The sequence below is a fragment of the Paenibacillus sp. FSL K6-4396 genome, from assembly GCF_038002525.1.
In the GTDB taxonomy this organism is placed as follows: Bacteria; Bacillota; Bacilli; order Paenibacillales; family Paenibacillaceae; genus Paenibacillus; species Paenibacillus amylolyticus_B.
The window spans coordinates 4,459,064-4,477,137 of the sequence record NZ_JBBOCR010000001.1 but is presented as its reverse complement, the minus strand read 5'-3'; the positions used below and the strand labels follow the sequence as shown (position 1 = coordinate 4,477,137).

The 18,074-nt window shown below is 43.7% G+C and carries 25 protein-coding genes; 22 read left to right on the top strand and 3 right to left on the bottom strand.

The window, feature by feature from the left end; translation table 11 throughout:
- Positions 1–21: 21 nt before the first annotated feature.
- The 5 genes from MHB85_RS19490 to MHB85_RS19470 all read left to right on the top strand — a co-directional run bounded on the left by MHB85_RS19490 (position 22) and on the right by MHB85_RS19470 (position 5,029).
- Complete coding sequence (locus tag MHB85_RS19490) at positions 22–723, top strand: phosphoribosylanthranilate isomerase (RefSeq protein WP_341074254.1); 702 nt, start codon at positions 22–24, stop codon at positions 721–723.
- Positions 720–1,919, top strand: a complete 1,200-nt coding sequence (trpB, locus tag MHB85_RS19485) for a tryptophan synthase subunit beta (protein WP_091018026.1) — start codon at positions 720–722, stop codon at positions 1,917–1,919. The genes MHB85_RS19490 and trpB overlap by 4 nt, the downstream gene beginning before the upstream one ends.
- Positions 1,916–2,722, top strand: a complete 807-nt coding sequence (trpA, locus tag MHB85_RS19480) for a tryptophan synthase subunit alpha (protein ID WP_091018024.1) — start codon at positions 1,916–1,918, stop codon at positions 2,720–2,722. Before trpB ends, trpA begins: the two co-directional genes overlap by 4 nt.
- An 85-nt stretch (positions 2,723–2,807) precedes the next feature.
- Positions 2,808–3,908 carry a histidinol-phosphate transaminase gene (hisC, locus tag MHB85_RS19475; RefSeq protein WP_091018022.1) on the top strand — a complete coding sequence of 367 codons (1,101 nt, stop codon included), beginning with the start codon at positions 2,808–2,810 and terminating at the stop codon, positions 3,906–3,908.
- A gap of 26 nt (positions 3,909–3,934) precedes the next feature.
- The gene (locus MHB85_RS19470) at positions 3,935–5,029 is read left to right on the top strand and encodes a prephenate dehydrogenase (protein WP_074095636.1); all 1,095 of its coding nucleotides are present in this window, start codon (positions 3,935–3,937) and stop codon (positions 5,027–5,029) included.
- 290 nt (positions 5,030–5,319) lie between these two features.
- Here the strand turns inward: MHB85_RS19470 and MHB85_RS19465 are convergent, their stop codons facing one another.
- Complete coding sequence (locus MHB85_RS19465; RefSeq protein ID WP_341074253.1) at positions 5,320–6,819, bottom strand: recombinase family protein; 1,500 nt, start codon at positions 6,817–6,819, stop codon at positions 5,320–5,322.
- 35 nt (positions 6,820–6,854) lie between these two features.
- A complete protein-coding gene (locus MHB85_RS19460) occupies positions 6,855–7,580 on the bottom strand; it encodes a helix-turn-helix domain-containing protein (protein ID WP_341073525.1) in 726 nt (241 codons plus the stop codon).
- Between the two features lie 158 nt (positions 7,581–7,738).
- Between MHB85_RS19460 and MHB85_RS19455 the strand changes: the two genes are divergently transcribed.
- The 13 genes from MHB85_RS19455 to MHB85_RS19395 all read left to right on the top strand — a co-directional run bounded on the left by MHB85_RS19455 (position 7,739) and on the right by MHB85_RS19395 (position 16,055).
- Complete coding sequence (locus MHB85_RS19455; protein WP_127549773.1) at positions 7,739–8,023, top strand: hypothetical protein; 285 nt, start codon at positions 7,739–7,741, stop codon at positions 8,021–8,023.
- A 12-nt stretch (positions 8,024–8,035) separates the two neighbouring features.
- On the top strand, positions 8,036–8,170 hold the full coding sequence (locus MHB85_RS19450; RefSeq protein ID WP_341073524.1) for a hypothetical protein: 135 nt from the start codon (positions 8,036–8,038) through the stop codon (positions 8,168–8,170).
- A gap of 144 nt (positions 8,171–8,314) precedes the next feature.
- On the top strand, positions 8,315–9,454 hold the full coding sequence (locus tag MHB85_RS19445; RefSeq protein ID WP_341073523.1) for a ParB N-terminal domain-containing protein: 1,140 nt from the start codon (positions 8,315–8,317) through the stop codon (positions 9,452–9,454).
- Entirely contained in the window at positions 9,435–9,863 is a 429-nt protein-coding gene (locus MHB85_RS19440) for an ORF6C domain-containing protein (protein WP_341073522.1), read from the top strand. The genes MHB85_RS19445 and MHB85_RS19440 overlap by 20 nt, the downstream gene beginning before the upstream one ends.
- 142 nt (positions 9,864–10,005) lie before the next feature.
- A complete protein-coding gene (locus MHB85_RS19435) occupies positions 10,006–10,344 on the top strand; it encodes a hypothetical protein (protein ID WP_341073521.1) in 339 nt (112 codons plus the stop codon).
- Between the two features lie 97 nt (positions 10,345–10,441).
- Entirely contained in the window at positions 10,442–11,602 is a 1,161-nt protein-coding gene (locus MHB85_RS19430) for a hypothetical protein (RefSeq protein WP_341073520.1), read from the top strand.
- 7 nt (positions 11,603–11,609) lie between these two features.
- A complete protein-coding gene (locus MHB85_RS19425; protein ID WP_445739038.1) occupies positions 11,610–12,017 on the top strand; it encodes a hypothetical protein in 408 nt (135 codons plus the stop codon).
- A gap of 27 nt (positions 12,018–12,044) precedes the next feature.
- Positions 12,045–13,070 (top strand): replication protein, encoded by a 1,026-nt coding sequence (locus MHB85_RS19420; RefSeq protein ID WP_341073517.1) that lies wholly within the window; start codon positions 12,045–12,047, stop codon positions 13,068–13,070.
- Between the two features lie 4 nt (positions 13,071–13,074).
- Positions 13,075–14,031: a primosomal protein DnaI gene (gene dnaI / locus MHB85_RS19415; RefSeq protein ID WP_341073516.1), complete on the top strand. Its 957-nt coding sequence runs from the start codon at positions 13,075–13,077 to the stop codon at positions 14,029–14,031.
- A gap of 4 nt (positions 14,032–14,035) precedes the next feature.
- Complete coding sequence (locus MHB85_RS19410) at positions 14,036–14,176, top strand: hypothetical protein (protein ID WP_341073515.1); 141 nt, start codon at positions 14,036–14,038, stop codon at positions 14,174–14,176.
- Positions 14,160–15,290 carry a DNA polymerase III subunit beta gene (gene dnaN, locus MHB85_RS19405; RefSeq protein ID WP_341073514.1) on the top strand — a complete coding sequence of 377 codons (1,131 nt, stop codon included), beginning with the start codon at positions 14,160–14,162 and terminating at the stop codon, positions 15,288–15,290. Before MHB85_RS19410 ends, dnaN begins: the two co-directional genes overlap by 17 nt.
- A complete protein-coding gene (locus MHB85_RS19400; RefSeq protein ID WP_341073513.1) occupies positions 15,290–15,802 on the top strand; it encodes a DUF1064 domain-containing protein in 513 nt (170 codons plus the stop codon). Before dnaN ends, MHB85_RS19400 begins: the two co-directional genes overlap by 1 nt.
- Entirely contained in the window at positions 15,762–16,055 is a 294-nt protein-coding gene (locus tag MHB85_RS19395) for a hypothetical protein (protein WP_341073512.1), read from the top strand. The genes MHB85_RS19400 and MHB85_RS19395 overlap by 41 nt, the downstream gene beginning before the upstream one ends.
- 27 nt (positions 16,056–16,082) lie before the next feature.
- Here the strand turns inward: MHB85_RS19395 and MHB85_RS19390 are convergent, their stop codons facing one another.
- Positions 16,083–16,295, bottom strand: a complete 213-nt coding sequence (locus MHB85_RS19390) for a helix-turn-helix domain-containing protein (protein ID WP_341073510.1) — start codon at positions 16,293–16,295, stop codon at positions 16,083–16,085.
- Between the two features lie 167 nt (positions 16,296–16,462).
- Between MHB85_RS19390 and MHB85_RS19385 the strand changes: the two genes are divergently transcribed.
- The 4 genes from MHB85_RS19385 (at position 16,463) to MHB85_RS19370 (ending at position 18,051) form a co-directional block, all read left to right on the top strand.
- Complete coding sequence (locus tag MHB85_RS19385; protein WP_341073508.1) at positions 16,463–16,870, top strand: hypothetical protein; 408 nt, start codon at positions 16,463–16,465, stop codon at positions 16,868–16,870.
- 78 nt (positions 16,871–16,948) lie between these two features.
- Positions 16,949–17,128: a hypothetical protein gene (locus tag MHB85_RS19380; protein ID WP_127549746.1), complete on the top strand. Its 180-nt coding sequence runs from the start codon at positions 16,949–16,951 to the stop codon at positions 17,126–17,128.
- 13 nt (positions 17,129–17,141) lie between these two features.
- A complete protein-coding gene (locus MHB85_RS19375; RefSeq protein WP_341073505.1) occupies positions 17,142–17,324 on the top strand; it encodes a hypothetical protein in 183 nt (60 codons plus the stop codon).
- A 49-nt stretch (positions 17,325–17,373) separates the two neighbouring features.
- Positions 17,374–18,051, top strand: coding sequence for an HNH endonuclease (locus MHB85_RS19370; protein ID WP_341073504.1), 678 nt, complete (start codon positions 17,374–17,376; stop codon positions 18,049–18,051).
- Positions 18,052–18,074 lie beyond the last annotated feature (23 nt).

The following is an 18,074-nucleotide window of genomic DNA, read 5'->3' as shown; positions in this document are numbered from 1 at the left end:
CACGATGGCACAGGCGACAGTATGTCAGAACGGAGAAACCCGCTGCCAGCGGCCGTAAAAATATGTGGACTTCAGGACGTTGAAGTGCTAAAATCGATGATAAACTTGCCTGTGGATTACATTGGTGTTGTTTTTGCCAAATCACGCCGCCGAATCGAACCCGAGCAGGCTGCTGCATTAAGAACGGTGTTGTTCGAATGGTCTGCCTATGATCGGCCGAAGCTTGCGGGTGTATTTGTGAATCCTACGCTTGATGAACTGGAACACATTATGGACATTGCTCACCTGGATGTTATTCAGCTGCATGGACAGGAGACTGCGGAATTTTGCCAGCAGGTGAAGCAACGGTGGAATGCCAAAGTGTTCAAAGTTTTTTCTTTTCCCAAAGATGAAACGGGACCGGAAGCTGATGATGCAGCCATAAGGGCTCTTGATACTTATGATAAATTCGTGGATGCGATATTGCTTGATACCCATGATCCTCTATATGGAGGGGGCTCCGGGAAGACGTTTGCCTGGGAGCGAATCCCTGCCTATGCTGAATGGGCAAAAAGTCGCGAAATTGCTCTGTTCGTTGCAGGAGGTTTGCAGCCGGACAATGTACAACAACTAATACAGACATATACACCTTTCGGCGTCGATGTATCCAGCGGCGTGGAGACTGAAGGTGTGAAGGATATTGCCAAAATTACAGCATTCGTAGAAAGGGTGAAGCAGGCATGACACATCAATTGCCGGATCAACACGGGCGTTTCGGTCACTTCGGAGGCCGCTTTGTACCTGAGACACTAATGAACGCACTCATAGAGTTGGAGGAGGCATATAGCCACTTCTCTGAAGATGAGGAATTCAACAAGGAACTGAACTATCTGCTAAGCGAGTATTCTGGACGTGAAACGCCATTGTATCATGCAGAGCAATTGTCACGCCGATTGGGCGGACCGAAAATTTATCTGAAACGTGAAGATCTCAATCATACAGGCGCGCACAAAATTAATAACGCCATTGGACAAGGTTTGTTAGCCAAACGGATGGGCAAAAAGAAAGTTATTGCCGAAACAGGTGCAGGTCAACATGGCGTTGCAACGGCAACCGTAGCCGCATTGCTTGGACTGGAATGCAAAGTATTTATGGGCGAAGAAGATACAGAGCGTCAGCAGTTAAACGTATTTCGGATGAAACTGCTCGGAGCAGAAGTGATTCCGGTGACGTCCGGAACACGGACACTGAAGGATGCTGGTAATGAAGCTCTTCGTTACTGGGTCAGCAATGTGGAGGATACGTTCTATGTGCTCGGATCAGTGGTTGGTCCTCATCCATATCCGATGATGGTGCGGAATTTCCAGCGTGTGATTGGTGATGAGACCCGTCGTCAGATTCAGGAGATCGAAGGACGTTTGCCGGATGTGATTGTAGCCGCTGTCGGTGGCGGAAGTAATGCGATCGGTATGTTCTATCCATTTATCGGCGATGAGGATGTGAAACTTGTTGGTGTTGAAGCCGCAGGCAAAGGGGTCGAAACCGAGTATCATGCGGCGACGATGACCAAAGGTACGCATGGTGTATTCCAGGGATCTATGAGTTACCTGCTGCAGGATGAGTATGGACAGGTTCAGCCAGCGCATTCCATCTCGGCCGGACTTGATTATCCGGGTGTTGGTCCGGAGCATTCCTATCTCAAGGATATTGAACGGGCAAAATATGTACCGATCACGGATCAGGAAGCACTGGATGCCCTGCAACTCCTATGTCGGACGGAGGGAATCATTCCTGCTCTGGAGTCTGCACATGCGGTAGCCCAAGTTGTCAAACTGGCGCCTGAACTTACAGCAGATGATATTGTAGTCATTTGTCTGTCGGGACGTGGAGACAAGGATGTTGAATCCATCATGAAATACACGGGAGGTGACTTGGGATGAATCTGATGGACCAGACCTTCCAGCAATTGAAGGAACAGAAGCGTACGGCACTTATTCCATTCTTAACCGTGGGAGACCCGGATGTGGACACAACGATTGATATCATCAAGGAGCTTGAACAGGCAGGAGCGGATATTTTGGAATTGGGCGTTCCCTATTCCGATCCGCTTGCGGATGGCCCAGTCATTCAGCGTGCTTCCGAACGTGCGCTGAAAAGCCAGATTACCATTCGTACTGTTATGGAAACCGCTGCAAAGGCTCGTAAGGCAGGTGTGAAACTGCCGTTTGTACTGTTCACCTATTATAATCCGGTATTGCAGACAGGACTGGATGTATTCTTTGATGAATTGGTCAAACACGATATTAGTGGCATGATCATTCCGGACCTGCCGATTGAGGAAGCGGAAGAGATGCGAGAACGCGCAAATCGTGCTGGTGTGCATCTGGTGCCGCTTGTTGCACCTACATCTAATGCCCGGATTGAGCGGATTGTAACGGGAGCGAGTGGCTTTATCTATTGTGTATCTTCTCTTGGCGTAACCGGAGAGAGAGCTTCCTTCTTTGATGGCGTTGAAAGCTTCATTGAGACGGTGAAAAGTCTGACAGACCTCCCTGTAGCGGTAGGTTTTGGTATCTCCAGTCATGAGCAGGTGGCACATTTCTCCCGCATCTGCGATGGCGTTGTTGTAGGTAGTGCCATTGTTCGTCAAGTGGAAGATGCGATTCCTCTGCTTGAAAATCCGGATACGCGTGCAACGGGACTGTTGCAAATTCGCAACTTTGTGGCACAATTAAAGGGATAGAGATGTCCTGAAGGACATCTTTTGGACACATGAGGTGCAGGCTGATTCGTGTCTAACATTATTTCAATAACAGGAGGCGGTCGGGTTGAAACCGAAATCCCAGATTGTCAATCTGCCTGTGTACCAGCCGGGCAAACCGATTGAAGAAGTGAAACGTGAACTGGGGCTTGAACAAGTCATCAAGCTGGCCTCCAACGAAAACCCGTACGGCAGTTCTCCTGCCGCCCTGGAAGCCATTACGAAAGAAATGACTAATATAAGCATATACCCAGACGGTAGCTCAGTTGAGCTGACGGGAGTTCTTGCCAAGCATCTTGGCGTTGAACGGAACAACTTAATATTTGGTTGTGGTTCCGATGAGATTATTGCTTTGATCACGAGAGCTTTCTTCTTGCCGGGTGACGAGACCATCATGGCAGATCAGACATTCTCCGTATATAAAAGCAATGCAGATATTGAGGGTGCCGTGTCCATCGAAGTGCCTCTGAAAGATGGCACGCATGATCTGAGCGCGATGCTCGCGCAAATTAACGATAAAACCAAAGCAGTATGGGTGTGTAATCCAAATAATCCAACAGGTACGATTATCTCCGAGCAGGAACTTACAGCCTTTATGGACCGTGTGCCTGCTCATGTGATGGTCATACTGGACGAAGCTTATTATGAATTCGTAACCGATGAAGCATACCCGCAAAGTATACCATTGATCGAACGGTATCCGAACTTGGTCATCCTGCGGACATTCTCCAAAATTTACGGTTTGGCTTCGCTTCGGATCGGATATGGTATTGCACGTCCCGAAATTATTGATTTGATTAACCGTGTACGTGAACCGTTTAACACCTCACGTTTTGGACAGGTTGCTGCAACCGCTGCACTACTGGATCAGGATTTTGTTCAAGAGTGCTCGAAGCGGAATGCAACGGATCGGGATTACCTGCAAAATGAATTTACACGGCTCGGATTGTCGTATTTCCCTTCACAGGGTAATTTCATTATGGTTGATCTGAATATGCCTTCGGCAATTGCGTTCCAATCTTTGCTCAAACAAGGCATTATCGTTCGCTCAGGATTCCACGTATATCCAACTTACATTCGTGTGTCCGTCGGAACATCAGAACAGAACCGTGCATTTGTCACGGCACTGGAGAACACGCTGGCTGAGAAGGCGGTAACACGCCCTTAATACTGGCGATGAAAGAGTGAGGACCCATGAAACTAAAAATTGCAATGATTGGTGTAGGACTCATCGGCGGTTCACTGGCGCTCTGCTTCAAAGGCAAGCCAGGTGTAACCGTGATGGGCTACGCCCACTTGGATGAACTGAAGGACAAGTACATAGCGAGCGGTGTAGTGGATGATGCTACGCTCTCTCTGGAAGAAGCGGTAGAGGATGCCGACTTTATTTTTTTGTGCGTTCCCGTAGGTTTGCTTGAATCCTATTTCGAAAAGCTCTCCAAGCTGCCATTGAAAAAAGGATGTATCATCACGGACGTAGGAAGCACTAAAGCTTCCATTGCCGCTTGTGCCGAGCATGTGAGGTTGACTGACGCTTACTTCATTGGTGGTCACCCTATGGCGGGGTCGGAGCGCGCAGGCGTAGATGCGGCCTCAGCCGTGTTATTTGAGAATGCATACTATGTCTTGACTCCTTCAGAACATGTACCTGAGGAAGCCTATAGCAGGTTGTCTGAGCTGCTTGCGTATACGCGGGCACAGATCGTGCGTGTGGAGCCTCTGCTGCACGATGACATCGTGGGGGCGATTAGTCATCTGCCACATGTTATTGCTGTTGCGCTGGTGAATCAGGTGCGTGAATATAATGAGTCGAATCCACTGTATAAAATGCTGGCTGCAGGTGGTTTCCGGGATATCACCCGGATTGCGTCCAGTGATGCGATTGTGTGGAGAGATATCTTGCTTAGCAACCGTGATGTACTGCTGGGCTTGCTTAAGGACTGGAATAGCCAGATGACGGCCTTTACGGATATGCTGGAGCATAAGAACGGTGAAGGTATAGAGGAGGCATTCCGTCAGGCCCGCGAGTTCCGCAGTATATTACCAGAACGACGCAAAGGCATGATATCGCCGTTATTTGATCTGTATACTGATGTTCAGGATGCACCGGGTATGATCGGTAAGATCGCAACTGAGCTTGGAGCAAATGATATCAACTTGAGCAACTTGGAGATTATCGAAAACCGGGTGGATGTGCCAGGCATTATGCGTCTGTCTTTCCGTCAGGAAGAAGATATGGAACGAGCCAAGACGTTATTGGATTCCTTAGGCTATCAAGTGTGGATATAAGACGAGAAAGAGGGCGAAAGCCCTCTTTTTTGTAAGGTTATATAGGAGTTCTTATTTGATTTTCAGTCACAGAAAAAAAGGATGTATTATCCTGAATTACCGAAAGATATAATTAATTCAAACAATTTTACTGAAAGTGTTGACAAAATGAAAACGTATACATATAATAAGGGTACAGTATGGTTTCTCTCCACTCCTATCCTAATACTACGTTGCTTCGAAGTAAGCGACAGGTCGCCATTTGGCGGCCCTTTTTTTTATTTGTATGCGCTTAAATGATAACATAATAATCAGTATAGGATGAGCTTCTTTTTGAATTTTTCAATACTCCTCGGATGAATCTCCCGTGTTTCACCCCATTTGAAATGAACTACCGCAGGCGCTCCTGGTGTGATCTTTTCGACTAAGAGTTCGATTGATCTTCTTTTATCATCATTGGGTAGCTCGTTAATCAGTTCAGAGAATTCTTGTATTGCATCGTTGTAATCTCCGAATGACTTCGATTGCGGCAAAGGAATCTTATCTAACAATTCCAAAATCTCAGCTTTACGTTTTCCATATCTTCTCATGGACAACTCGTAATGATGCTCTTCAATTTTGTTATGAAGATAATAATCATCGAAAATCTTTTGTTCTGCATTGTTAATGTTGGCAAGTTCATCTTGAAGTTTAGAGAATGAATTATTGTTGTCAGAATCTTCTTTCATTTCAGGTATCAAAGATTCATAACCATATTTTTTCTCTGCCATGTTAGCAATCAGATTTATGACTGCTGCTTCAAAACTTTCTTGATCATGGTTTGGACTGGAGCAAGATATCGCTCCCATGGATGTTTTACGGCTACATACATATTTTCTCTTCTGTTTAGAATGGGACATGTAACGAGAATGCATTTTAGATCCGCACTCTGGACAGATAAGGACAGAAGTGAGTAGTTGCCTTTCTTTTCCTTTCCATGCTTTGTCTTTCCCAAACAGCGTGGATTGGATGTAATTGAAATCATCCCAAGAGACGAGAACAGGGCACACAAGGAGCTTATAGCATTCACCCTTCCAACGTTGCATAGCAGCGTAAGTTGGGTTTGTAAGCATATACCTAACCCTTCTAGCGGTCCATTCTTTACCTGTCAGCGAGTAAACCTTTTGTTCATTTAACCATCTAGCTATCAGATATGGTCCTTTTCCTAGCTTCGCCATTCGAAAAATCTCTCTTACATAATAAGCACGTTCCGGAACTTCCTCGAATCCCATACCATCTGCTGTTTTCACTAAGCCGAATGGGGCAGGACCGCCATTCCAGCGACCTTTCTTAGCGTTTGTTTCTTTGGAATCGTTTACTATCTCGCTGAGGTTGTCTGAATAATATTCATTGAGATCGACAAAGAAGCCAGCAACAAGACGTCCATTTGGTGTACTAAAATCCACAAACTCAGAAGCTGAACAAATATCAACTTGGTGAGAATTCAGGATTCCCTGTAACTCTTGAAAGTCTTTCTTTAGCCTTGTTAGACGAGATAAATTGAAGAAAATCATCTTTCTCACTTTGGGTCTATCCTCAATGCATTTCAAAGCATCCATCAAGCCAGGACGTTTTGTGTACTTAATTCTAAAACCGGAGTAGTCAATATCTTTAAATACTTTGACTAGTTTAAAATTGTTGGACTCACAGAACTGTTCAATCTTTCTTAATTGCGTAAGCTCCGATATATCCTCTTTATCTTGACGCTGATCACTTTGTCGTATATATCCGATCGCTTCTATTTCTTCATTCGTTTCACGGGCTCGTACCACCAATATTTCACCTCCTTTCCAGAGGCCCGTAAATTCTAATATCTCCGTCTAACTTCTACAACTTTACCGATAATTTCAACTTTAGATGCATCAACTATAGTCGGCTGCAACTTAGGGTTTGAAGGCATCAATATGCAAATCTCATTTTGACACTTAATTCTTTTTACTGTTGCTGTTTCTCCATCAATAGCTACAACAACAATATCATTAGCGCTCACTTCTTTTTGCTTAACACAAACCACAATATCACCTTCAACAATATTATCCCCAATCATGCTATCGCCCTTGATCCGAAGACAAAATGCTTGCTTTCCTCTAACGACTGAAGCATTAACATATTCCATATCTTCTATATGTTCAATTCTGTCAATAGGTTGTCCCGCAGCAATAGAACCAAGAACTGGCACCTTTACGAGATTTTCAGCTATGTATTGTGCAGGCGTTTCCTCTACTACTAATGCTTGGGCATATTCTTTTTTGAGATCTTTCAATTTATCCAATTTCATGAACTTCTCTTTTATTTCTTCAGGAGCTTTTTCGATTAGTGCAGCAGTCAATAGTTTTTCAACATCTCCACCTGTTACAGCAGCGAGTGCTCTATTGAGTTCTGAGGTTGCTGGGTTGTCTGTTTTCCCATTTTGCAATTGGCTAATATAGCCTTTGCTCACCTTATATCCGTGACCCTCAAGCCGTTCAGATATCTCGGATAGGGATAACCCGGATTTTTTTATGTAATCTTTCAGCAACTCATAGTAAGTCAATTGAGACACTCCTTTCGTTTGATTACATTGTACTAAACGTTTCAGTAATAAGTCAACATTATTTATGTTTTAACTATTGACTGAAACGATATAAGCGTTTAGTATTTGGTTAACGATATCGTTTACTATTAAATAAACGGTAGGGGGTGATTGAAAATATGAAAACGAAGTATGCGAACCTTTTGAGGGACGCGGTCGTTGAAAGCAACTTGACTTATTCGAAGATCATTGACAAATGCAAAGAAAAAGGCGTTTCTTTCTCTGGTTCTTATCTGAGTAAGCTATGCACTGGTTGGATGCCACCGCCGTCAGATGATATCAATAGAGCATTGGCGGAAGTCTTATCTCCTGTGTCTTCTATAACCTATGAAAAATTAGCTTTGGCGAAGTATAAGGAAATAATACCCGCAGATATATTGGAAGCAATAGCTGCTGGGCAATAAAGGGAGGGCACCATGAAACGCCTTGAAGAAATCCTCGGAGAAATGCAAAGTCTTGATGTAGATCCGTTGCGAATTGACGAAGAAATTAAAAAGCTTGAAAGTGAATTGTCAAATTTCCTAAATCAGGAGGTTCAGCATGGTGAATAAAAAGTTGTTGGAGCCGTATGAGCGTGAATTCATTAAGATTCTAGCAAGACAGGCTCGACGCAACATGGAGAAGAAGTTACAAGGACTTCCTCAGAAAAAAACAGCTAATTGATTTGAATAAGAAATTTAGAAAGGAGCCTTGAATTGAAGATCAAAATTGACCAAATCAAAGTAAGCGATAGAATTCGTAAGGACTTCGGAGGAATCGAAGAACTGGCGAATGACATCGAACAAAACGGTCTCATTAATCCTATAGTAGTAACCCCAGATTATCAGTTAATTGCAGGAGAGCGCCGCTTGCGTGCTCATCAGTACCTGGGACGTAAAGAGGTTGTAGTCCGGGTTATGGAAATCAGCGACTTCGAACATCAACTCCGGCTAGAAATTTCGGAGAACGAGCACCGGAAAGAATTCACCTTCTCGGAGCGAGTTGAATGGGCGAAGCGGTTGGAGGAAGTTGCACGGATTAAAGCCAAGGAACGGATGGCAGGAGGCAAGGAAAATATTCCTGAGCAGCCTGCCGGACAGGTTCGCGACATTGTAGCTGATCAAGCAGGCTTTGGATCAGGCAGAACCTACGACAAGGCCAAGTTCATTATGGAAAATGCCACACCGGAAATCATTCAGCAGCTTGACGCAGGGATCATTTCCACACACAAAGCATATGTGGAGACAAAAGAGCGACTTGAAGCTGCTTTAAGAGAGGCTGAGACTCGTGCTAACCAAGCTGAGCAGGAGAAGGTAGAACTCCAGCGGCGGTATAAGGATACGGTTCCGGCAGATCAGGTGGATGAGGCTGTAGCGGCGGCGGTTGAGCGTCGAGACGAGGAGGCGGAAGTTATCCTGGCGCAGAAAGCTCAGGAAGCTGCTAAGCAGATTAAAGAGCGTGACCAATACTGGAAAGAGAAACTCCAAGAAGATGTAGAAGCTGAGCGCCTGAAGATCGAAGAATTGAAAGCTGGTTATCAACGTACGAAAGAAGAGCTGGAGACTATGCAGCTTCAACAGCCCGATAACTTCGATGAACAACATGCTGCTGCTCAAATGAAGAAACTTCGTTTCGAAGCTGATAGAAATACCATTCAGATCAGCATCCATATAAATCAGTTTCTTCAGAAAGTCGGCATCACATCGTTTATGCTTGGAGCCGTCTCCGGTGCTAGTGCCGGAGAGAAAAAACGGTTTTCAGAAGGTCTTGACATGCTCCAATCTTTCATTGACCAGATGCGTCCGGCAATTAATTCAAGAAAGGTGGTAAATCCAAATGACATTGATGAATCCTAATCAGCCTGACTATCTGACAATCGTTGAAAGACAATTGCAACTTACAGAGGCACAGGGAGTTGCTATCCGAGGATTATGGGATGGCATGAAACAAATGCAAGAGGACGTTGCTGAAAAGGTCGGAGAGGTTCAGATGATGGTGCAGGAGGTTCGAGACAGCGTAACGCTGACGGATGCGGAGTGCTACCAACTCCAGTCTCTTGTCCGCAAGAAGTCAAACTCGTTAACAAAGGACAGGTATAAAGAGTCTGACGAGAAATTCAAGGTCCTGGTTGGTCGTTATCGTAGGATGGTCTGGAGTAAATTGAAAGATCGGTTTGAGGTAGCGAAATACAGCCATGTACGGCGTATCGACTTTGATGATGCGGTAGAGTTTATTAAGGAATTTCGTCCGGAAGACTACATCTGATCTGATAGGAGTTGAAACCGATGGGAAACAAATTTATGACTCTGGATGACTTGGCACGTATCTGGTCACACAAGCCATTGCAGCATGCCATAATCACTCGGAACATTGCTAAGAAGAAATGATGATACGTGCTCACGATTTGTTGCAAACCAGAGTATTGAGAAGACAAATTAGAGATTTATGTGATACTGCGATTGATGCATTAGCAATGGAACGCAGCATCAAACCCATCAAACAACAAATTAAAATGATCCGTAACGATCTTGAGGAATTAGAACGCTCAATCGATAAGAACGCAGAATATGAAGGACTAATCTGGAAAGAACCATCAGGCTATAAGGTTGAAGGGACAGTGATTGGTTTGTGTAAACACTGCGATAGAGAAGTGTTCTCGGGACAAAAATTTCCTGATCCAAAAGAAGAAGGACTCTTTTGTAACTACTATTGCAGAAGAGTCTACCGCAATAACAGTATCAAATGAGTCCTTAAGTTAATCGTGCTACCAACACGATCATTTAAAAAAATATTCAACGGCAGTATAACATGAAAACTTAAAAATGGAAATAGGGGGATGTCCCGTGAAAGAAAATAAGAATTTTGCTGTACGGGAAACGAATATCACTGTTAGGGGAGATAAAGAAATATCCCATCCCATCTTTCTGCGGATGTTGGAAATGATGAGAGGCAGAGGATTTACCGTTGGTTCTGACCCGAGAATAGATCGTGATTATGCGATCCTTTCAAAAGATCACTTCGCTGGAAGCAAGGGAGACCTCCTTTTCATAGCCGACAAATATAACACAGGTGCTCGTATTGAGTTTTACCAAGAAATCAATGTTGAGAACAGGAACGGTGGAAGGTATGACTTCAACAAATTTAAAAAAATGCCTTATTTGATCCAGAAACGATTTTTGGTAGAACGAAAACATATTGAGGATTTTCTGTTGCATGAAGGTTTATCTTGTGACTCTGATCCTGAGTTGAAAACATCATATGACAAGGTGTTTCACAAGCTAAACGAACCGAGTAGACATTGGAGATCCGACAATTTACCTGATTACAATGCTCTTGATAAAGATGGTGTGCGGATCAGCAATGGAGAAGTTAAGTACTTCCGCGACCGCAAAGGGGTACTGATGCGAGGAACTGTCTATCACAATATCAACAATATGTGGTGGGTGATTATCAACAAAGATCATTACACCAACATGGCTGCATTCGAACTGTTTGATCTATTAACAAAACCTGAAAATTGTATGAGGAAGCTTTCGAAAAGATCGGGTCATCACAATCCTGAATCCAGGTTCGTTCCAAGTGAAGAAAATTTAAAAAATTGGAAATCTTCAGCTAAGCAAGCAGGGAGATTCGGCAGGGCGGATTTAGCCAATAGAGTATTAGCCTATCTGTATGAAATAAATTGGATGTCTCGTAAATTCGAGTTTATCAAGAAAGAGAATGGTCGTCTTGGATTAGTAGAAACAGAAGGGAATCCTTATTTCATGGGACAACGTATTGGTGAGAGAAAATATGATCCACCCCAGGCTGTAAAGCTATACTCGCGTAATTTACCGATGTCGAGTACAGAAGCATCGTGGATTAATGGATTGCGCGACTATGTTACTGGTGGCAAACCTACCATTTCAAGGTGGTTCTGTGAGGATAGAAATGGAGAAGGTGGACAGGCTTACCTTTGGCCTGAGGTCAGGGAACGATTGCTCCATATCGGAGCGCATGTATAAGTAAGGAGTGACTGCATTGTCTCTACAAAAACAATATACATTGGGTGAGTTATACAGCCTAGCAGAACAGTGCAGTCACGATTATCCGGCTACACTGGCTCGGAAGATCGAGTTTTTGACCGAGGTACAGGTTATTTTGGGCCGTAGAGCTGCTGAAGCAGTGAGAGACTATAAACGTATCTACGCCCAGAGAAAGCGTGAGTATGCAGAAGCATACCTTGCTGCTGGCAAAGACAAAGCTCAGCGTGCGGAGCTGGCAATCATTGAGATTCGTCTTAAGGAAGCTGATGCTGAGGCAGACAAGGTTGGCTGGCATAACGCAGTTGAAAGTAATGATCAGGTTATCAATTCATTGAAATATAGCTTGAAGGTTCTTCTGGCGGAATTCAACAATCCAGCCAGTGGAAAGAGATAGTAATCAGAATTTTCCGGGGTGAGGAGAGTGGCAAGTCCCCAGTTAAAGAATGGATTCATCGGGATTGCTAATGAAATATGGGATGAGATAATCAGCCGGAAGTTCACAGAAAGGCAACAAAAGATTCTCAAGCTGATTCTAAGGCTGTCGTATGGCTGCCAGAAGAAAGAGGCAGTTATCCCCCTCTTGAAGCATTTCGAACTATGTGGAGTACGCATACAGGACGCTAAAAAAGAGATCACTTACTTGGGACAATGTAAGGTAATTTATTGGGATGGTAAACAGGTCTATTCTCTCAACAAGAACTATGATGAATGGCGAGTCAGTCTTGTGAAAGAGTGGGATCGCGAGAGATTTTCAGAACTTATCTCTTTAAATATAGGCAATAAAAAAGTTACGAAAAGTGTAACTCCAGAAAGTGAAGAGTATGACGAAAGTTACACTTTTCGTAACTCCGAAGTTACGAAAAGTGTAACTGATGAGTTACGAAAAGTGGAAGTCGAAGAGAGCCCAATCCCTTGCGAGAGTAAGGCTGAAGTCACCTCTAAAGACATGTTTAAAGACAGTATTAAAGTTAGTTGTTGTTTAAGTGATCCCGATTCGGTATTTGAACCATACAAGGGAAACCCGGATTCTGTTCCTAAACCCGAAGCAGATACTGACTCTGATCGGGAGGTTTCTCAAACCGAATATCGCAACCAAGTGGCAGCTCGTTATCTCCTAAGAAGAGGTAAGGGACTGGAGATATCATTCAACGATGAAGACACTGTTAACGAGTTCATGGCTGAAAGGATTCCGCTCCAAACAGTCATAGACGGGATTGACCAAGCATTCAACAATTTTAAACCCAAGAACAAATGGGATCAGATACGAAACCTGAGTTACTGTGCAACGGTTGTATATTCGTTGCATGCCAAACGCGAAAAATCAAACACAGCGGAAATGCAAATAGCGACTACCATACCAGATGCGTCGATTGAAACGGTATCAAACGTGACCGCAGATGATTTAAAAGAGTTGCTTGCTAATCTAAGGTCAAAGCAAGGAGTGTGAGTACATGGGCAGCTTTCAGGAGGAACTCAAGGCACTAATTCCCCCAAGGTTTGCAGAAAGACGGCAGGCAGCTATTCAGCAGATTGATAGCCATCCTGAAATCAAACGGCTTAGACAAGCCTATCCTGATCGCTCAGGAGACCTGACAAGCCCAAGAAGATACAGGGATGTGTCAGAGCATCTTGCTCAATGTGATGCATGCGAGGCGTGTCCTGGTTTAAGAGACTGCCAGAACGTCCAGAAGGGTCACAGGAGCGTTGAAGAACCTAACCCTAATAAACAGGACGAGTTGGTGTTTAGGCTCAGGAAATGCAATTTATTAAAGGCCTACGAGAGACAGCAAGGGATTGGTCAGAGAATCAAAAGCCATTTTATACCCGCTCACATTTTGGACGCGACCTTTGATGACATCGAACCCGATCCACAACGCTTACCCGCCATTACGGCGGCGGTTAAATTCTGTAGCACATTTGTTCCAGGGCAAACGACAGAAGGGTTGTACCTTTACGGCCCGATGGGCGTAGGTAAAAGCCTGATCGCTGGAGCGATTGCTCAAGAACTTGCCAAATGTGACATAGATGTACTCATGGTTTATGTCCCGGATTTTCTACTTGAAGTCAAGGATGCTATTGGTTCCAAAACAGAAACAGTTGAGAGCAAACTTGATTCTCTCCGGACAGCATCTGTACTGATACTCGATGATATTGGAGCTGAGACATTAACCATCTGGACAAGGGATGAAGTAATAGGCCCTATACTCCAGCGACGCATGGAGCGGCTTCCGACAATCTACACATCCAATTTGACTATCAAAGAATTGAGACACCACTTGGCTAATGTAAAGGATGCCAAAGAGATGGACAGAAAGCAGCATGAGAAGAAGGCGGAGCGGATTATTGAACGGATTGAACCTTTTGCAAAAACAATATCGGTAGGCGGAAGAAATAGACGGAGGGGATAATCAGATGTGTAAAACTTGTGGTGGAGCAACAGTGAAATATCAGTTTATTGGCGCAATGATGATGCTCGGACCTTGCCCGGAGTGCAATCCCAACGCAAAGAAAAAGCCGTTGGAGGTGAATCGACCTTATGAAAATGGTCGTTGATAGCGAACTGCTGGCAGAAGCCTTGGAAGATGCAAGTAAGGCCATTGCAAGCAAAAATATTATGCCAATCCTGGACTGCTTTTTGATCGAAGCTGGAGCGGATGGGGTAAAGGTCACCGGAACGGATACAAGAACAACGATACAGTCTTATATTTTTAGTGAACATGTTCAAGTTGAATCGCCTGGCCAGATTGCACTCCCTAAGCTATCACTGGAAGTGATCAAGAAATTAAATGGCGATGTGAGCATTGAGAAGCAGGGAAACAACGTGATTATCATTTCTCGGAAGAAAGAAATAGATATGGGTGTCTTCGATACAGAAGAGTTTCCGAGAGTACCTGACATTGATGATAGTGAGTTGTTTGAAACTACTGGCAAAGAACTTAAACGGCTTTTCAGAAAAGCAACCTATGCTGCTGATCCAACCGGCAAGAATGCGGCAATTCTAGCTGGAGCACATGTGTACATCAATGACGGAGTATTTGGCATTGAAGCGACAGACCGGCACAGACTTGCAAAAACGGAGCAGCGCACAGAAGTAGGCAACTTGGGTGGAGCTGTCATCGAGGCTAAGGCATTGGGTGAGTTGCAAAAGATCATCTTGGATAAAGACAATCTTGAATTTGGATTTTCGAAATCATTCACCGGAGAAGTGGTTCACGTATTCGCGAGAACAGACCGGTTCACCTTTTACTCCCGAGTGTTGGAGGGGGCGTTTCCGGATGTGAGCCGGATGTCGATTGTGCCAGATGGTGTTACCGAGGTGATCGTAGATAAAGGAGAAATATTGAGTTGTCTTGACCTCGTATACACACTTGCCAAGGAAGAAAAACATAACCAGATCGTCATCAGCATCACAGAAAATGAAGTGAGCATTCGCGGCAAAGGAAGAGAATCTGGAAAGGCGAATGAGAGTATAGTTCCAGTTTCATTTAAAGGCGAAAATTTTGCCGTTGCACTGAATTCCAAGTACTTCATAGATGCTATCAAAGCATTAGAAGGAGATAAGGTGACACTGGTTTTCCCTGGTAAGTTGAAGCCAATTTATATCCTGGATGAAAGTGACGAGAGATCGGTTCACATAGTACTTCCTTATAGGACGGAAGAAGTCTAATGAGTAAGTATAACGCCAAAAAAGTAATCGTTACTGAAGACGGAACGTTGTTCACAGAGTGGGTTATTGAAAAGTACAACCTTGATGTAAAAGGCATATGGTTTGATAGCATCGCAGAGGGAGAGTATTATCAGTTGCTTCTCCAGCTGCGGAAATACGGAGAAATCAAAGACTTCGAATGTCATCCAAAATTCGTTTTACAAGAGAAGCCAAAGATCACATACATTGCTGATTTTCTGGTAATCAGGTTGGACGGCACCCAGCGTGTGGTAGACATCAAGGGTGTGGAGACATCCACCTTCCGAGTAAAACTGAAACTGTTCCAAGCTAAATATCCTACTTTACCAATAGATATACTTATTAAAAAGCGAGGAGAATTCATTCCTCTTGCACAATACAAGAAGGAAAAATCAGCGCGTAAACGAGCGGCGAATGCACTTAAAAAACGAGCAGATGAAGGGAGAAAGCAAAATGAAAATCAAGCATACCGTAATCAAAAACGAGGACATTAATAAGCATCTTAACCAACAGGAGAAAGAAGACTTGCTACGCTTGTTTCATAAAATTCAGTATGGTCGAGTTTCGGAGGGGAAAGTTGGATTCAACATGTACTTGGTCGTAAATACAGACGAAACTTACGCAGAAGACATTGTACGTATCTTACAAGAAAACGGTCATTGGGGACCAGTGCACGATCCAAATCAAATCGAATTTCGACAAGAGGGAGATATCATGGAGCTTCCAGAAGTTAAGAATCCCGTCTAAATGGAATTTAAAAAGGAGCACAGAGGTTTACTTATCCTCTTGCTCCTGCACTATAAACAAATCTTCTACTCCTATACCCAAAGCTCTTGCAATAGTAAACAAATGTGTAGATTCATGACGAGTATTTCTATCAAATCGACTTAAGGTTCCCTGAGGGATTCCGGTCATGTCTGACAACTGTTGTTGAGTTATCCCTTTTTCTCTTAAGAGAGGCATTAAATTTGGTTTCGCGTTAATCATAGTATTCACCCTTTCAAAGGAATTATACGATAACGAATATTTTTAAGCAAGACGTATTGACTCTATATTCGATATCGTATATTATTAACTTGTCAAATAAATCGATATGCGATAAAGAATAAAAATTGAGAGGGTTGATTATTATGTTCATATTCGAAACTTTACTTTTGTTTTTGGTGGCCCTGGCGTTCATGGCTTTGGTAGCACTGCCTATCATTACCACCGTGTTATACCGGAAGGATTCCCGCGCTGAACAAGAAGCGAATGCAAAGCGGTCTGTTGAAATGGATCGCAAACAAAAAGCATGGGATGCAGTAGAAAAAGGCATTGCGCATCCCTCTACAATCTTGACTCCAGAAGTATTAAAGATGCGTTCGATCGTAATCAGTAACATTCTGAGACGGTTGGGTCATGGTCAAATGCCTGTTGAAGACAGCAGCATTCGGGAACTATTTGGTAACTTGGTTATGGCAGGACATTTCTCCGACATTGATTGCGCCGATGTACAGAACATGCGCACCAGCACCATGTTACTACGTTTGGACAGCTACTCTCGTGAGATTATTCTTAAATAAGAGAGGAGTCAGGAAATTTTTCCTTACCTCATCTATTAAATTTTGTATCCCAACTAATTAAAACGGGAGGTTATTACTTTGACTGAAGCTGAGAAAGATGAATTCTCCACAGCTTTATCTGAAAGGTATGCGCAAATCAAACAATTCAGTTCCTATAACAAAGAACTGATGAATACATGGGATGCAGTGATCAGCGATTTACCACCGGATATAAAATCAAAATTTGAAGAAAAACATAGTCGATTGTCGGCTTTGTAAAGGAGGTTTGGATGTGAGTACTGTAGATTTGAACAATTTCGATGAACAACCTATCGAAGTACAAAAAGCTATTGCTTTTTATGTTGGATACACAGTAAACGGAGTACAGGCCACTTCTCAGGAAAGACAGGCTCATTACGCTGTTTTAGAGCGTGTTGGATTGTTGGAACCTATAAAATCCGTAGTGGGTATGTAGTGAATTAGGTTCAAAATATAAGCATAAGGACAGGGAAAGCGAAGGAAAGGTGGATGAAGAAATGGCCCATCAGACATTCTGGAAACCTGAGAAAAAAGTGAAAGAAAAGAAAATGAGCAGCTTCGGGCGGAGTAAGAAAGACAAAAAGCCTGTACCGGAATGGAAGAAGGACATTTTAGCCCATCACCAATCCAGACCAGGCTCGAAAGAGCGCGGCGATTTTCCAAAAGAAGTCATAGCTGAACTTATCGAAGAATCAAACGGAATTTGTGAATGCTGCAAGATCGCGGAAGGGACGACTACTCACCATGTATATCCGCGAGGAAGGAAAGGGCGCGGAGTTAAAACCAACGGGCTGCGGCTCTGCTGGCCCTGTCACGATCGGATACAAACGAATGAGGAATTACTCCAGTTTTGGATATCTGCCTTCCGCGATAAGTATGGGGATCGATTCTGGTTTGATGAACAGGATTGGGACGAGTACAACCGGAAACAAGAGGCGCAGCAGATAGTGGATCGGGAAAAACAGAACCGTGAGCAATCTTTAAACCCGGTTAAGGAACTTATCTCTTCAGCGGCAGGACGTTCATTGAAAGCAAAAGAGGTCCGACTTATTGAAATGATGGATGATAAACAAATCGCAATTTTCGAGGATTTAATTAACGATATTGTAAGAGTTGAAGAGAAGCATCAAGTCCCGTTTGGATACGGACACTTCGATGATTAATATGCAAATAATTCATATAACAA

What these genes read in the sequence shown, in the direction of transcription:
- MHB85_RS19490 (WP_341074254.1), top strand. Translation starts at nt 22, where the DNA reads ATGTCAGAACGGAGAAACCCGCTGCCAGCGGCCGTAAAAATATGTGGA.
- trpB (WP_091018026.1), top strand. Translation starts at nt 720, where the DNA reads ATGACACATCAATTGCCGGATCAACACGGGCGTTTCGGTCACTTCGGA.
- trpA (WP_091018024.1), top strand. Translation starts at nt 1,916, where the DNA reads ATGAATCTGATGGACCAGACCTTCCAGCAATTGAAGGAACAGAAGCGT.
- MHB85_RS19470 (WP_074095636.1), top strand. Translation starts at nt 3,935, where the DNA reads ATGAAACTAAAAATTGCAATGATTGGTGTAGGACTCATCGGCGGTTCA.
- MHB85_RS19455 (WP_127549773.1), top strand. Translation starts at nt 7,739, where the DNA reads ATGAAAACGAAGTATGCGAACCTTTTGAGGGACGCGGTCGTTGAAAGC.
- MHB85_RS19450 (WP_341073524.1), top strand. Translation starts at nt 8,036, where the DNA reads ATGAAACGCCTTGAAGAAATCCTCGGAGAAATGCAAAGTCTTGATGTA.
- MHB85_RS19440 (WP_341073522.1), top strand. Translation starts at nt 9,435, where the DNA reads ATGACATTGATGAATCCTAATCAGCCTGACTATCTGACAATCGTTGAA.
- dnaI (WP_341073516.1), top strand. Translation starts at nt 13,075, where the DNA reads ATGGGCAGCTTTCAGGAGGAACTCAAGGCACTAATTCCCCCAAGGTTT.
- MHB85_RS19410 (WP_341073515.1), top strand. Translation starts at nt 14,036, where the DNA reads ATGTGTAAAACTTGTGGTGGAGCAACAGTGAAATATCAGTTTATTGGC.
- dnaN (WP_341073514.1), top strand. Translation starts at nt 14,160, where the DNA reads ATGAAAATGGTCGTTGATAGCGAACTGCTGGCAGAAGCCTTGGAAGAT.
- MHB85_RS19400 (WP_341073513.1), top strand. Translation starts at nt 15,290, where the DNA reads ATGAGTAAGTATAACGCCAAAAAAGTAATCGTTACTGAAGACGGAACG.
- MHB85_RS19395 (WP_341073512.1), top strand. Translation starts at nt 15,762, where the DNA reads ATGAAAATCAAGCATACCGTAATCAAAAACGAGGACATTAATAAGCAT.
- MHB85_RS19390 (WP_341073510.1), bottom strand. Translation starts at nt 16,295, where the DNA reads ATGATTAACGCGAAACCAAATTTAATGCCTCTCTTAAGAGAAAAAGGG.